Origin of the sequence: Rhizobium sp. C1 (assembly GCF_021026335.1) — a bacterium.
Lineage (GTDB): Bacteria > Pseudomonadota > Alphaproteobacteria > Rhizobiales > Rhizobiaceae > Ensifer_A.
Window position 1 is genome coordinate 521,378 of sequence record NZ_JAJNCY010000002.1, and the last position, 13,521, is coordinate 534,898.

The window sequence follows — 13,521 nt, forward strand, 5'->3', positions numbered from 1 at the left end:
ATTCCGTTAATGACCGCGCAACTCGCGACAGGCAAGTCGATCGGCGCGGACTCTGGAAGACAGGAGCCCGGGCGCGGTCGTATTGACATGTCCCGGTCAGAATACAGGAACCACGGCCTTTCGGGGCTGAAAAAACAGGAACTCCCCGCCTGGGAAGGCCGGGATATGAAGGAGAATACGCGTGGCACGTATCGCTGGCGTTAACATCCCGACTGCAAAGCGCGTTGTCATCGCGCTGCAGTACATTCACGGGATCGGCCCGAAGTTTGCTCAGGAGATCATCGAGAAGGTCGGTATTCCGGCTGAACGTCGTGTGCATCAGCTCACCGACGCTGAAGTTCTCCAGATCCGCGAAACCATCGACCGCGACTACGCAGTCGAAGGCGACCTGCGTCGCGAGACGTCGATGAACATCAAGCGTCTGATGGACCTGGGTTGCTACCGCGGCCTGCGTCACCGTCGTTCGCTTCCGGTTCGCGGCCAGCGCACGCACACCAACGCCCGCACCCGCAAGGGTCCGGCCAAGGCAATCGCCGGTAAGAAGAAGTAATTCTTGACGAATTGCGACAGGCGGGTAGCGAGTGGGGAGGCCCCCTTCGCTATCCGCTTTGCGCTATTTGTCTCGAAGGTGTAGCCGCTGGAACTACGGCGGCGTAGAGATCAACGAAAGGGAATACCATGGCCAAGGAAGCCGCACGCGTTCGCCGCCGCGAACGTAAAAACATCACGTCGGGCGTTGCACACGTCAACTCCACGTTCAACAACACGATGATCACCATCACCGACGCACAGGGCAACGCTATTGCCTGGTCGTCTGCTGGCGCCAAGGGCTTCAAGGGCTCGCGCAAGTCGACCCCGTTCGCCGCCCAGATCGCTGCTGAAGACTGCGCCAAGAAGGCTCAGGAACACGGCATGAAGTCGCTTGAAGTCGAAGTTTGCGGCCCTGGTTCCGGTCGTGAATCGGCTCTGCGCGCCCTGCAGGCTGCCGGCTTCATGATCACCTCGATCCGTGACGTGACCCCGATCCCGCACAACGGCTGCCGCCCGCGCAAGAAGCGCCGCGTCTGATCATCGGAATTCACCATGCAGGCAGCTCTGCTGTCGGCGCTTCAATGCTCGGCCGTCACGATTGGATGGTGACGGCGAACGGAAGGTAAAGAAACATGATTCAGAAAAACTGGCAGGAATTGATCAAGCCGAGCAAGGTCGAGTTCACCTCTTCGGGTGCGACCAAGGCGACGCTGGTCGCCGAGCCGCTTGAGCGCGGCTTCGGCCTGACGCTCGGCAACGCGCTGCGCCGCGTTCTTCTGTCCTCGCTGCGCGGCGCTGCCGTCACGGCAGTTCAGATCGACGGCGTTCTGCACGAATTCTCGTCCATCCCGGGCGTTCGCGAAGATGTCACCGACATCGTCCTGAACATCAAGGAAATCGCCATCAAGATGGAAGGCGACGATGCCAAGCGCATGGTCGTCCGCAAGCAGGGTCCGGGCACGGTCACCGCTGGCGACATCCAGACGGTCGGCGACATCGAGATCCTGAACCCCGATCACGTGATCTGCACGCTCGACGAAGGCGCTGAAATCCGCATGGAATTCACCGTCAACAACGGCAAGGGCTATGTGCCTGCAGATCGCAACCGCGCTGAAGACGCACCGATCGGCCTCATCCCGGTCGACAGCCTGTACTCGCCGATCAAGAAAGTGTCCTACAAGGTGGAAAACACCCGCGAAGGCCAGGTTCTTGACTACGACAAGCTGACGATGACGATCGAGACCAACGGCTCCGTCACCGGCGAAGACGCCATCGCATTCGCAGCCCGCATTCTCCAGGACCAGCTCTCGGTCTTCGTCAACTTCGACGAGCCGCAGAAGGAAGCCGAAGAGGACACGGTTACCGAACTCGCCTTCAACCCGGCCCTCCTCAAGAAGGTCGACGAGCTGGAGCTTTCGGTCCGTTCTGCGAACTGCCTCAAGAACGACAACATCGTCTACATCGGCGACCTCATTCAGAAGACGGAAGCAGAAATGCTCCGCACTCCGAACTTCGGTCGCAAGTCGCTGAACGAAATCAAGGAAGTTCTCGCTTCCATGGGTCTGCACCTCGGCATGGAAGTGCCCGCATGGCCGCCGGAGAACATCGAAGATCTCGCCAAGCGCTACGAAGACCAGTATTAACCCGGAGCCGGTGAGACCGGCTCCATCTTTTAATTGAAGCAAATCCGAACGGAAAACCGGTATCCACTTTTCCTGGATTTGCATGATCAAACTACGGGTCTTCCGGCCCGCAAGTGAAGGAGAATAGCAATGCGCCATCGCAATTCCGGCCGCAAGCTGAACAGAACCGCCAGCCACCGCAAGGCAATGTTCGCAAACATGGCTGCCTCGCTCATCACGCATGAGCAGATCGTCACCACCCTGCCGAAGGCGAAGGACCTGCGTCCGATCGTCGAGAAGCTGGTTACCCTCGGCAAGCGCGGCGATCTTCATGCTCGTCGTCAGGCCATTTCGCAGGTCAAGGACATCGACGCCGTACAGAAGCTGTTCGACGCCATTGCCACGCGTTACGCGTCGCGCAACGGCGGCTACCTGCGCATCATGAAGGCCGGCTACCGTCAGGGCGACAACGCTCCGCTCGCCGTCATCGAATTCGTTGACCGCGACGTTTCCGCCAAGGGCGCAGCCGACAAGGCCCGCGTCGAGGCAGAAGCTGCTGCTGAAGCCGAAGCAGCCTGATCGCCTGATCGAGCTTGAATGAATGAAGGCCGGGTGCTGACCAAGCACCCGGCCTTTTTCTATGCGCGCTGTCGTGAGACACCTATGGCAGCACATGCAGCCAAAAGGGGATCGTTGCGATCGAAAGCGCGGTTGCTGCGATGACAGCCGCCGCATTCACGCGTTTGGCGACACCATAGTAATGCGCGAAGAGATAGGCATTGACCCCCGGCGCCATGGCCGCTGTCATGACCGAGGAGCGCATATCGGCGATGCTCGCCGAAAAGACCGAATGTCCAAGCAGATAAGTCAGAGCCGGATGAACGATGAGTGAGCAGCCGCAAATCATCGCCACCGTCGCCTTGTCGCCATCGAGCTTGTAACGTCTGAGCACGGCGCCGAGGCCGAAAAGCGCAGTCGGAATGGCTGTTGCGGCCAGCATGCCGACGGCGGATTGGATGGAGCCGGGCACAGTCAGGCCTGAAAGATTGGCGGCGAAGCCGGCAGCGACCCCGAAGATCAGTGGCTGGAGCGCAACGGCCCGCACGATGCGGATGACAATCTGCCGGCTCGACAGATTGTGCCCATGCGCGCGGGCAAGCTCCATGCAGAGAATGCCCAGCGGATAGAAAAAGGGCGAATGCATAGAAATGATCGCAAAATTACCCGCCAGCGCCGCCGCCCCGTAGGCGCGCTCGGTGATCGGCAATCCCAGCAGCAGCGAATTGGAGAACAGGCAGGCAAAGCCGATGGCGACCGCATCCGGCATGGCGCGCTTGAAAATGAAGATGGCGCCGAGAAGACCGACGCAGAAGCTGATCAGCGCGCCAAGGTAGAAGCTCAGCAGAAGCCCCGAATCATAGGCGCGCGACAGGTCGAGCGCCGAGATCGATTTGAAGAGCAGGATCGGCGTGGCGATATTCTGCGCATATCGCATCAGCCCGTCGATGGCCTCTTCCGACAGTATTTTCCTCCAGGCGGCGACATAGCCGAGGCCGAGAACGAGGAAGACCGGGAGGATGACGTCGATGGTGGAGCTCAAGGTCGGCCACTCGAAACTTATCTTCCGCTTGTAACCGCCGAGTGGCAATGCGACAAGGCTCCAGCAGGAATAACCGTTCCCCACCCGGCAGGCTCAAGATCATGAACCTCGGCGATCCCGAAGCTTTTGCAGTGCCTCCGTGAGAAATTCGCGAATGTAATACTCGGTAACGAAAAAATCCGCCTCGCCAGCAGACCATAAGTCTGCAAGCTGTTTATCAGATACGGAAGGAACAAGCCAGCGAACAAGGAAATTCTCCAGGTCCGTCACCACTTCCGGTCCTTTGGCAAACACGGAACCCAGACAAGCATCGATCAGCCGTTCGCGCGGTTCAAATACCAGAATGTCCTGATGCATCGCTCTGGTAAAGGCGCGAAATCCCGGAGAGTTGATCACATGTTCACGCATGATATTCATCTTGTGCTTTGATGGTTCGTTCGACCCGGTTGCTCATGCCTCCTTGTAGCGGATCGGCTTCTTCTTCAGTACACCGTTCGGCGCGTCCTCCTCCAGAATGGCGAGGGTGCGTTGCAGGAAGCTGCGGATAAACCTGTCATGTCCGCCAAACTCCGCGCCGCTTGAATTCCAGAGCTGGCCGATTTGAGCGTCGGAGACAGAGGGACTTAGAATAGCTTTCAAATAGGATTTCAACTCCGGTGTATACGATGGGTTGCGTCGTTCCGATAGTTGAAGTCCAAACCTGATTACATCGTCCAAGGAAGCAAACATCTCAAAATCTTGGATCATAAACGACGTGAATGATCTGAAAGCCGGAGATGTGACTAGCTTCTTTGTCATGGGGTCGTCGTTTCTTGGATAGGCTGTATTCACATAGGAGCCGTTTTGGCGTCTGGGGTCGTGAACGATATGCACACCTACGCCGTACGTTTGACGGATAAGGGGTTCCGAATATGGAGTATCGCGATATGCTTCAATTCCCGTTCGAAAACCGTATCGTTTGGTAATGAATTCGTCTTTAATGGCACCAGATGCTACTTGCCGAACAATTTCTGCGTTTGATGCAGTGACATCGTTAACGTAATAGGTTGCATCCCTGTCGCTGTCAAAGCTCCCGTTGCGTCGCACCGCACCGCTTACGATAGCCCAACGACTTGCGGGCGGTCCCATCCGCTCAAGGAGTTCTTCCGCAGATTTTCCTGAGTGAAATCTGAGCGTATGGGCACCATTATAACCTTCCTCTTTGAGTAGATCTAATCTAGGTAGAATATTCGGATCGCCAACGCGTATAATGTGTCCATCGCCACCCGTCGCTCCACCCCCATCCGTCCACCGCCCGCCATCGGCACTGCCTGCCGGAACGCGCGGCTGGCTAGGGTTGAAATTGGCCTTCAGAAGAAGGCTTAAACGCCTTCCCGCATTGATGACACGGTCCGCGTTGAGCCGGTATGCAGCGGCATTGAGTTTTGAAACAACTGAAACCATCGCCTTATCCTCTCTGTTGCCGAAAGGATAAGGCCGGCCGGACAAGCGTGGAAAATCGGCGGTGGCGTTTTACGCCTTTGCCAGCCGCTTCGCCTTCATCCGCTCCTTGCGCCAGTTCATGATCGGTTTCTTGAAGAGGCGGAAGGAAAGGAGCAGGGCGGTCAGCACGATATAGATTACCTGCTCGACGATCAGCACCTTGGTCGCCATGACGAAATGGACGACCCCGGCAATGATCACGAGATAGGAAAGCTTGTGCAGCTTGTTCCAGCGCGGCCCGAGCCTGCGGATCGAGAAGCGGTTGGAGGTCAGCGCCAAGGGGATCAGCATGATGAAGCCGAGCATGCCGATGGTGATGTAGGGCCGCTTCACGATATCGGGGATGATGGCGGAGAAATCGAGCGCGCGATCGAGCGTCAGATAGACCGTGAAGTGGAAGAGCACATACCAGAAGCCGAGCAGGCCCAGCGCCCGGCGATAGGCAATGAGGTTCGGCCCGCCGAGAATGAAGATCGGCGTCACGGCGAGCGTTGCCAGAAGGAAGCGGATCGCCCAGAAGCCGAGATTATGCTCGAAGGTTGCGACCGGATCGGCCCCCAGATTGCCCGTAGCGCCGAGATAGAAATACCAGACCGCTGGCGTAAGCCCGACAATATAGAGCGCCCAGATTTTCACCGGCAGCCAGTTGAACGGCCGTGCGGGCTGAGCGGGTCGGGTAGAGGTCGCGGTCATGCTCGTAAATCCTCATGAGCCGCCGGCCGGATGGGCTGGCTGCTGAAAGAGCGTCAGCTCAATAGTATTTGTTGATAAGGTCCATGCCGTTGTAGAGGCTCGCGACCTCGTCATAGCCGTTGAACATCAGCGTATCGCGCCGGTCGCCGCCGCCGCTGAAGAAGCCGCTCTTGCCGCCAATGCGCCGCTCGGTCGCCTGGCTCCAGCGCGGATGGTCGCGCTTCGGGTTGACGTTGGAATAGAAGCCGTATTCGTTGGCGGCGGCCTTGTTCCACGTGCACGGCGGCTCCTTGTCGGTCAGCGTAATGCGCACGATCGACTTGATGCTCTTGAAGCCATATTTCCACGGAACGATCAGCCGGATCGGCGCGCCCGACTGGTTCGGCAATGCCTCGCCATACATGCCGACGGCAAGAAGGGTCAGCGGCTGCATCGCTTCGTCAAGCCGAAGCCCGTCGACATAGGGCCAGGGCAGCGGCTGGAAATAGCCTTTCTGGCCCGGCATTTCCTCCGGACGCACGACCGTTTCGAAGGCCACATACTTGGCAGACGAAAGCGGCTCGACCTTCTTCAGCAGTTCCGACAGCTGGAACCCGTCCCACGGAATGACCATCGACCAGGCCTCGACGCAGCGGAAACGATAGATGCGTTCCTCGATCGGCATGGTCGCCAACAGGTCCTCGTAGCCGAAGGTCTGCGGCTTGCCGACCATGCCGTCGACCTTGATCGCCCAGGGCAGCGGCTTGAACTTGCCGGAGTTCTTCGCCGGATCGGACTTGTCGGTGCCGAATTCGTAGAAGTTGTTGTAGGTCGTGGCGGATTCCTTCGGCGTCACCGTTTCGCCCTTGGCGTCGTCGACCTTGTTGCCGATCTTGAGCGGCGTCGCTGCAAAGGCGGAGCCGCCGGTCAGCGCCAGCCCGCCGGCGGCAGCGGCACCTGCGATCAGCTGGCGACGGTTGAGATAGACGCTCTTGGGCGTGATCTCGGAGGAGGGGATGCGGGGCGGACGATAGGTCATGGCTCTCTTCCATCGCTTCATTCGGCTTCTTGCAAGACTATACGCAGGAAAGTGCCGGAAGGTTTCGTGGAAAGAGGAAAACAGGTTCCGCCATCACATGGAAGAGGGGCCGAGGCCACGATTTCGTGAGCGCCGTGAGATTACGGATCAGCCGCCGGTGAAGGTTCGCGTGAGGATGTTGAGATAGCCGGTCGGCATGGCCAGCCAAAGGATCAATACCACAAAGGCGGCCAGGACGAGTTTGGCTGCCAGGTCAGGATTGGGGCCGCCGCCGGGCCGGCGCGGTTTCTGGCGCTCGGCCTCGCGCGCGGCTTCAGCCTTCTTCTTCTGCCAGTCTTTCAGGCTCACGAGGTTTTCGTCGTCATTCTTGCCGGCCATGTCTGCCTCGCATTCCATTTGCAAATCAGCGACAGGATAGCCTCCTCAAGCGCTGATGTCATTCGATTGGTTGGTTCAGTCGCACCAGCCGCGGCGCCGGCCTTCCCAGGTCCGCGCAAGGCCTTCTGCCACGAGCACGTTACCCAGCGACTTGCCGCCCCGCATGACGATGCGCAGCTTGCGGCCATATCTGTCCGTATCGCGGTCAATCGGCTTGAGGTCGAACGGTCCGGCATTCAGGAGTTCCAGCAGCCGCTGCTTGGCCGCTTCGCCCAGAGCCTGCTCATAAGGACAGCGGGCGGGGTGGAGCTCGGGCGTATCGATATCGGCGATCCGGATCTTGTCGCCGCCGAGCCGGAACGTATCGCCATCAACGATACAGTTGACCATGCTGCCGCCGCCACAAAAGCTGAAGCGGGTGGGACGGGCGATGGAGCCTGTCGTTTCGGGGGAGGGGGTGGCCTCCGGCGTGGCGCGGGCGGATGCGGTCTCCTCGACGCGGGTCACAAACCCTTGCGGGAGCAGAATCCAGATCGCAGCCAGAACGGCTCCCGAAATCATTGTTCTGAAAATATGCCGCAGCATGGGTCGCCTCACGAATCTCGCGAGCAAGCCTAAGGTCACAACCGTTTCGATTTGCTTAGCGGCCCGAGCGTCGGGGGGCGTACCGGAGCGTACCGGATCGGGCCGAACCGATAGTGACAGCCCGTATTGCTTGCTGTAGGACGGATACCTAGATTTGAGATGCGATCAGCCCGTTTCGGGCCGGATTACGCCAAGAACAGCTCAGCCCGAGGAAAGACCCATGCCTGCTTATCGTTCGAGAACCACGACCCATGGCCGCAACATGGCCGGTGCGCGCGGCCTTTGGCGCGCCACGGGCATGAAGGATGGCGATTTCGGCAAGCCGATCATTGCGGTGGTCAACTCGTTCACGCAGTTCGTGCCGGGTCACGTCCACCTGAAGGATCTCGGCCAGCTCGTCGCGCGCGAAATCGAAGCGGCGGGCGGCATCGCCAAGGAATTCAACACGATCGCCGTCGACGATGGTATCGCCATGGGCCATGACGGCATGCTCTATTCGCTGCCGAGCCGCGAACTCATCGCCGACAGCGTCGAGTACATGGTCAACGCGCACTGCGCCGACGCCATGGTCTGCATCTCCAACTGCGACAAGATCACCCCCGGCATGCTGATGGCCTCGCTTCGCCTCAACATCCCGTCGATCTTCGTCTCCGGCGGCCCGATGGAAGCCGGCAAGGTCGTACTGAAGGGCAAGAAGCAGGCGCTCGACCTCGTCGACGCCATGGTCGCCGCAGCGGATGAGAGCTACACCGACGAGGAAGTCGCCGCCATCGAGCGCTCGGCCTGCCCGACCTGCGGTTCCTGCTCGGGCATGTTCACGGCCAACTCGATGAACTGTCTGACGGAAGCTTTGGGCCTCTCGCTGCCCGGCAACGGCTCGACACTGGCAACCCATGCCGACCGTCGCCGCCTCTTCGTCGAAGCTGGCCACCAGATCGTCGACATCACCCGCCGCTATTACGAGCAGGACGACGTCAACGTCCTGCCGCGCAACGTCGCCAACAAGCAGGCTTTCGAGAACGCCATGGCGCTCGATATCGCCATGGGCGGTTCGACCAACACCGTTCTGCACATCCTCGCCGCCGCCCATGAAGCCGAAATCGACTTCACCATGGACGATATCGACCGCCTCTCGCGCAAGGTGCCCTGCCTCTCCAAGGTCGCACCGGCCAAGAACGACGTTCACATGGAAGACGTCCACCGCGCCGGCGGCATCATGGCCATCCTCGGCGAGCTCGACCGTGGTGGCCTGATCAACCGCGACAGCCCGACCGTCCATGCCGCAACGCTTGGCGATGCGCTGGACCGCTGGGACATCATGCGCACGAATTCGGAAACGGTCCGCAACTTCTTCCTCGCAGCGCCGGGCGGCGTGCCGACTCAGACCGCGTTCAGCCAGGAAGAGCGCTGGGAAGAACTCGACACCGACCGCAAGAATGGCGTTATCCGCTCGGTCGAACATCCGTTCTCCAAGGATGGCGGTCTGGCTGTTCTCAAGGGCAATATCGCGCTCGACGGCTGCATCGTGAAGACGGCCGGCGTGGATGAAAGCATCCTCAAGTTCACCGGCCCTGCGGTCGTCTTCGAAAGCCAGGACGCTGCCGTGAAGGGCATTCTGAGCAACGAGGTCAAGGCCGGCGACGTCGTCGTTATCCGCTACGAAGGCCCGAAGGGCGGCCCGGGCATGCAGGAAATGCTCTATCCGACGAGCTATCTGAAGTCCAAGGGCCTCGGCAAGGCCTGCGCACTGCTCACCGACGGCCGCTTCTCCGGCGGCACGTCCGGCCTCTCCATCGGCCACGTCTCGCCGGAAGCGGCAAACGGCGGCACGATCGGTCTCGTCAAGAATGGCGACACGATCGAGATCGATATCCCGAACCGCACCATCAACCTGATCGTCGGCAGGCAAGAACTCGACAAGCGCCGCGCCGAGCAGGACGCCAAGGGCTGGAAGCCGGAACATCCGCGCAAGCGCAATGTCAGCCAGGCACTGAAGGCCTATGCGGCCTTTGCGACTTCGGCCGACAAGGGCGCTGTGCGCGTCCTGCCCGACGAATACAACTGATCGGCGCAATAGGATTGAACAATGAGAAAGCCACGGCCGGAAACCCGGCCGTGGCTTTTCTTTTTTTGAGCGCGTGACTTTGTGGCCTATTTCGAGGGTGCCGGCCGCTCGAACCTGTTGTAATCGTCCTCGAACACCTTCAGCCGATCCTCATAAGCCTTGCGGATGCAGGCGATATCAGCCTGGCAGGCTTGGCGCGTCTTGATCCAGGCCGTTTGCTGATCCTGCAATTCGCCGCGAACGCCCATGGCGTACATGCCGGAAAGCCATTTGAATTCCGTGGCCATGCGCACATCAAGGTCGTTCAGGTCCCGGTTGGCGCAGATGGCGGTCTCGTCCGGCTGGAGCGTCTTGGCGTCGCAATCGAAGCTCGCAGCAGACGCGGTGTGAACGGCTAGGCCTACGAAGACCGCAACCGCGAAGGCGAGGGGGATGCGGGCAATGAGCGTCATGAGAACTCCTGTTCTGCCGACCGGCCGCGGCGCATGAAGACAGGCCGGTGCCGGCGCACGTTACTCTGCATGAAATGCGTGGCCGGTGTCAGGGTTCCCTGTCTCCAAACACAAAAGGCGCCCCCGCGGACGCCTTTGAAAGTCTCGCCGATCCTGGCTGCATCACTTGCGATACAGAAACCAGCTCTTGGCGGAATCCTTCTTCATGCCGTCCTCAAACAGGAGCGCGCGGTTGCGGCCCGAATTCTTGGCGCAATAGAGCGCGATGTCGGACTTGGAATAGATTTCGTTCGGATCGTCGCTGTCACAGGCCATGGAGACGCCAAGCGAGAGCGTGACCGGACCATAATCGACGCCGGTCTTTGAGTTCTTGAAGGGCGTGGCTTCCAGCGACCTGCGGATACGCTCGGCGATCTGCAAAGCCTCGGTTTCGGTATTGCCCTCGATGATGATGGCGAATTCCTCGCCGCCGGTGCGGGCGACGAAGACGTCCTTGCGGACATTAGCCTTGATCACGTTGCCGACGGTGGCGAGTATCTTGTCGCCGACCGGGTGTCCGAAGCTGTCGTTGATCTTCTTGAAATTGTCGATATCGCAAAGCACCAGCGCGGTGAGCGACATCTGCTTCTTCTCGCTGTAGATCTGCGCGAGCTTGTCGTCAAAGGCGCGGCGGTTGGCAAGCCGAGTGAGCGAGTCCGTGTTGGCGATGCGCTTGTACTCATCGAGTTCCTTGCGCACGAGATCCATCTCGGCGGACTTTTCGACCACGTTCTGCACCATGACGGCGCCCTGCGCCATCGTGTCACCGGTCGCGTCAGAGAGGATGCTGATCGCGTTGCGCAGCAGGTCCGCGGAAGAGGCATTCTTGGTGTTGATGCGCGTGAATGTATCGCCCAGCAGCTTGTTGTAGCTTTCCAGTGACGTCTGTTCCTGTTTCAGCAGGCGGAGCAGACCTTCGAGCTCGCTCAGGATTTTCGTATGCGCGCCTTCGACGAGGTTTGCACGGTGCTGGTCGCCGAAATACTGTTCGCCAATCGAATCGAGTTCGCGCTGCGTCGCCTTGTTGCCAAGGGCCGCCAGATCACGCGTCAGCTTCGGATTGGAGCCGATATAGGCTTCGTAAAACAGCTCGTAATTGCGCGGGATCGGCGGAACGCCCATGCTGCGCATGGCATAGGTGACTTGTGCAGCTATGTCCGGAACCTGAACCTTAGGTTGCACAGGCGTCGACGACATAAATAACCCCCAAATACTCAAAGATGCATATTGAAAGTTCTAGGGGTAAAATCTTTGAAAAGCATTAATTATAGGTAGTGACCACCTAAATCGATGATAGTTCTCTAAAATAAGAAGCCGCGGCTCGAAATGGCGATACCTCGCCCGGCCGCGGCTTTTCAAATGTATCAATTTGGCTCAGCCGAGATTGAGTTCCTTAAAGAAGTCATTGCCCTTGTCATCAATGACGATGAAGGCCGGGAAGTTTTCGACTTCGATCTTCCAGACAGCCTCCATGCCGAGTTCCGGGAACTCCAGAACATCGACCTGCTTGATGCAGTCCTGCGCCAGACGTGCAGCCGGCCCGCCGATGGAGCCGAGATAGAAACCGCCGTGCCGAGCGCAGGCGTCGCGCACCGCCTTGGAACGGTTGCCCTTGGCGAGCATCACCATCGAGCCGCCGAAGGACTGGAACTGGTCGACATAGCTGTCCATGCGGCCTGCCGTCGTCGGGCCGAAGGAGCCAGAGGGCATGCCTTCCGGGGTCTTCGCAGGGCCGGCGTAATAGACCGGGTGGTCCTTCATATATTGCGGCATCTCGCCGCCGGCTTCGAGGATCGAGCGGATCTTGGCATGCGCCAGATCGCGCGCCACGATGATCGTGCCGGTCAGCGACAGCTGCGTCTTGACCGGATGCTTGGTGAGTTCGGCCAGAACATCCTTCATCGGCCGGTTGAGGTCGATCTTGATCACATGCTCGGAAAGCTTGGCCTCATCGATCTCCGGCATGTACTTCGCCGGTTCGGTCTCCAGCTGCTCGATGAAGATGCCGTCCCTGGTGATCTTGCCGAGCGCCTGACGGTCCGCCGAACAGGAAACGCCGAGCCCGATCGGCAGCGACGCGCCATGGCGGGGCAGGCGGATGACGCGCACGTCATGACAGAAATACTTGCCGCCGAACTGCGCGCCGACGCCGAGCGACTGCGTGAGCTTGTGAATTTCGGCTTCCATCTCGAGATCGCGGAAGGCATGGCCACTCTCGGACCCTTCAGTCGGCAGCTCATCGAGGTAGCGCGCCGAGGCGAGCTTGACTGTCTTCAGGTTCATCTCGGCCGACGTGCCGCCGATGACAATTGCCAGATGGTAGGGGGGACAGGCCGAGGTGCCGAGCGTCAGGATCTTTTCCTTCAGGAACTCGACCATGCGGTCATGCGTCAGCAGGGATGGCGTGGCCTGATAGAGATAGGTCTTGTTGGCCGAGCCGCCGCCCTTGGCCATGAACAGGAACTTGTACTCGTCCGTCCCTTCCTCATAGATGTCGATCTGGGCCGGCAGGTTGTTGCGGGTGTTCTTTTCCTCGAACATTTTCAGAGGCGCGAGCTGCGAATAGCGCAGGTTCTTCTTCTGGTAGGCGTCGAGGATGCCCTGCGCCATCGCTTCGTAGTCACCGCCTTCGGTCCAGACGCGGCGACCCTTCTTGGCCATGACGATAGCCGTGCCCGTATCCTGACACATCGGCAGGATGCCGCCGGCCGCGATATTGGCGTTCTTCAGCAGGTCATAGGCAACGAAACGGTCGTTCTCGGTCGCTTCCGGGTCTTCCAGAATGCTGGCGAGCTGCTTCAGATGGCCGGGGCGCAGCAGATGGTTGATATCGGCCAGCGCCGTCTCTGCCAGAAGCCGGATGCCCTCGGGCTCCACCGTCAGGATATCCTGTCCGCGGAATTTCTCGACCGAAACGTAGTCGCTCGAAATCTTCCGGTAGGGCGTGGTGTCGGGACCAAGTGGAAAAAGATCGTCTGCCATCTGGACAGTCTCCGCTGGGAAAAAGAGGTCGGAGACTGTCTAATCATCTGATTTTTAAAAAGCAATTACCGGCA

At 59.6% G+C, this 13,521-nt stretch carries 15 protein-coding genes; 5 read left to right on the forward strand and 10 right to left on the reverse strand.

The features are described 5' to 3' along the window. Positions 1–181: 181 nt before the first annotated feature. The 4 genes from rpsM to rplQ all read left to right on the forward strand — a co-directional run bounded on the left by rpsM (position 182) and on the right by rplQ (position 2,732). On the forward strand, positions 182–550 hold the full coding sequence (rpsM, locus tag LQK83_RS08130) for a 30S ribosomal protein S13 (RefSeq protein ID WP_230826906.1): 369 nt from the start codon (positions 182–184) through the stop codon (positions 548–550). A 128-nt stretch (positions 551–678) separates the two neighbouring features. Then, positions 679–1,068 carry a 30S ribosomal protein S11 gene (rpsK, locus tag LQK83_RS08135; RefSeq protein WP_003495225.1) on the forward strand — a complete coding sequence of 130 codons (390 nt, stop codon included), beginning with the start codon at positions 679–681 and terminating at the stop codon, positions 1,066–1,068. Between the two features lie 95 nt (positions 1,069–1,163). Next, on the forward strand, positions 1,164–2,174 hold the full coding sequence (locus LQK83_RS08140; RefSeq protein ID WP_230836886.1) for a DNA-directed RNA polymerase subunit alpha: 1,011 nt from the start codon (positions 1,164–1,166) through the stop codon (positions 2,172–2,174). 129 nt (positions 2,175–2,303) lie between these two features. Further along, positions 2,304–2,732 carry a 50S ribosomal protein L17 gene (gene rplQ / locus LQK83_RS08145; RefSeq protein ID WP_109857946.1) on the forward strand — a complete coding sequence of 143 codons (429 nt, stop codon included), beginning with the start codon at positions 2,304–2,306 and terminating at the stop codon, positions 2,730–2,732. 82 nt (positions 2,733–2,814) lie between these two features. Here rplQ and LQK83_RS08150 read toward each other — a convergent pair whose 3' ends face one another. The 7 genes from LQK83_RS08150 to LQK83_RS08180 all read right to left on the reverse strand — a co-directional run bounded on the left by LQK83_RS08150 (position 2,815) and on the right by LQK83_RS08180 (position 7,909). Then, positions 2,815–3,753, reverse strand: a complete 939-nt coding sequence (locus LQK83_RS08150; RefSeq protein ID WP_230836887.1) for an AEC family transporter — start codon at positions 3,751–3,753, stop codon at positions 2,815–2,817. Between the two features lie 99 nt (positions 3,754–3,852). After that, complete coding sequence (locus tag LQK83_RS08155) at positions 3,853–4,161, reverse strand: hypothetical protein (RefSeq protein ID WP_230836888.1); 309 nt, start codon at positions 4,159–4,161, stop codon at positions 3,853–3,855. Positions 4,162–4,203: 42 nt separating this feature from the next. Continuing rightward, the gene (locus tag LQK83_RS08160; RefSeq protein ID WP_230836889.1) at positions 4,204–5,196 is read right to left on the reverse strand and encodes an RNase A-like domain-containing protein; all 993 of its coding nucleotides are present in this window, start codon (positions 5,194–5,196) and stop codon (positions 4,204–4,206) included. 69 nt (positions 5,197–5,265) lie between these two features. Continuing rightward, the gene (gene msrQ / locus LQK83_RS08165; RefSeq protein ID WP_230836890.1) at positions 5,266–5,928 is read right to left on the reverse strand and encodes a protein-methionine-sulfoxide reductase heme-binding subunit MsrQ; all 663 of its coding nucleotides are present in this window, start codon (positions 5,926–5,928) and stop codon (positions 5,266–5,268) included. Between the two features lie 58 nt (positions 5,929–5,986). Continuing rightward, entirely contained in the window at positions 5,987–6,946 is a 960-nt protein-coding gene (msrP, locus tag LQK83_RS08170; protein ID WP_230836891.1) for a protein-methionine-sulfoxide reductase catalytic subunit MsrP, read from the reverse strand. A 147-nt stretch (positions 6,947–7,093) separates the two neighbouring features. Then, positions 7,094–7,324, reverse strand: coding sequence for a hypothetical protein (locus LQK83_RS08175; protein ID WP_230836892.1), 231 nt, complete (start codon positions 7,322–7,324; stop codon positions 7,094–7,096). 75 nt (positions 7,325–7,399) lie between these two features. Next, a complete protein-coding gene (locus LQK83_RS08180; RefSeq protein WP_230836893.1) occupies positions 7,400–7,909 on the reverse strand; it encodes a thermonuclease family protein in 510 nt (169 codons plus the stop codon). Between the two features lie 220 nt (positions 7,910–8,129). Here LQK83_RS08180 and ilvD point away from each other — a divergent pair, with 220 nt between their 5' ends. Continuing rightward, a complete protein-coding gene (gene ilvD / locus LQK83_RS08185) occupies positions 8,130–9,974 on the forward strand; it encodes a dihydroxy-acid dehydratase (RefSeq protein WP_230836894.1) in 1,845 nt (614 codons plus the stop codon). Between the two features lie 86 nt (positions 9,975–10,060). Here the strand turns inward: ilvD and LQK83_RS08190 are convergent, their stop codons facing one another. From LQK83_RS08190 to LQK83_RS08200, 3 genes are all read right to left on the reverse strand, one after another. Beyond that, positions 10,061–10,426 carry a lysozyme inhibitor LprI family protein gene (locus LQK83_RS08190; RefSeq protein ID WP_230836895.1) on the reverse strand — a complete coding sequence of 122 codons (366 nt, stop codon included), beginning with the start codon at positions 10,424–10,426 and terminating at the stop codon, positions 10,061–10,063. A 162-nt stretch (positions 10,427–10,588) separates the two neighbouring features. Beyond that, on the reverse strand, positions 10,589–11,662 hold the full coding sequence (locus LQK83_RS08195; RefSeq protein WP_230836896.1) for a GGDEF domain-containing protein: 1,074 nt from the start codon (positions 11,660–11,662) through the stop codon (positions 10,589–10,591). 177 nt (positions 11,663–11,839) lie between these two features. Then, a complete protein-coding gene (locus LQK83_RS08200) occupies positions 11,840–13,447 on the reverse strand; it encodes a fumarate hydratase (protein WP_230836897.1) in 1,608 nt (535 codons plus the stop codon). Positions 13,448–13,521: the final 74 nt, after the last annotated feature.

What these genes read in the sequence shown, in the direction of transcription:
- rpsK (WP_003495225.1), top strand. Translation starts at nt 679, where the DNA reads ATGGCCAAGGAAGCCGCACGCGTTCGCCGCCGCGAACGTAAAAACATC.
- LQK83_RS08140 (WP_230836886.1), top strand. Translation starts at nt 1,164, where the DNA reads ATGATTCAGAAAAACTGGCAGGAATTGATCAAGCCGAGCAAGGTCGAG.
- rplQ (WP_109857946.1), top strand. Translation starts at nt 2,304, where the DNA reads ATGCGCCATCGCAATTCCGGCCGCAAGCTGAACAGAACCGCCAGCCAC.
- LQK83_RS08155 (WP_230836888.1), bottom strand. Translation starts at nt 4,161, where the DNA reads ATGCGTGAACATGTGATCAACTCTCCGGGATTTCGCGCCTTTACCAGA.
- LQK83_RS08160 (WP_230836889.1), bottom strand. Translation starts at nt 5,196, where the DNA reads ATGGTTTCAGTTGTTTCAAAACTCAATGCCGCTGCATACCGGCTCAAC.
- msrQ (WP_230836890.1), bottom strand. Translation starts at nt 5,928, where the DNA reads ATGACCGCGACCTCTACCCGACCCGCTCAGCCCGCACGGCCGTTCAAC.
- msrP (WP_230836891.1), bottom strand. Translation starts at nt 6,946, where the DNA reads ATGACCTATCGTCCGCCCCGCATCCCCTCCTCCGAGATCACGCCCAAG.
- LQK83_RS08175 (WP_230836892.1), bottom strand. Translation starts at nt 7,324, where the DNA reads ATGGCCGGCAAGAATGACGACGAAAACCTCGTGAGCCTGAAAGACTGG.
- LQK83_RS08180 (WP_230836893.1), bottom strand. Translation starts at nt 7,909, where the DNA reads ATGCTGCGGCATATTTTCAGAACAATGATTTCGGGAGCCGTTCTGGCT.
- ilvD (WP_230836894.1), top strand. Translation starts at nt 8,130, where the DNA reads ATGCCTGCTTATCGTTCGAGAACCACGACCCATGGCCGCAACATGGCC.
- LQK83_RS08190 (WP_230836895.1), bottom strand. Translation starts at nt 10,426, where the DNA reads ATGACGCTCATTGCCCGCATCCCCCTCGCCTTCGCGGTTGCGGTCTTC.
- LQK83_RS08195 (WP_230836896.1), bottom strand. Translation starts at nt 11,662, where the DNA reads ATGTCGTCGACGCCTGTGCAACCTAAGGTTCAGGTTCCGGACATAGCT.
- LQK83_RS08200 (WP_230836897.1), bottom strand. Translation starts at nt 13,447, where the DNA reads ATGGCAGACGATCTTTTTCCACTTGGTCCCGACACCACGCCCTACCGG.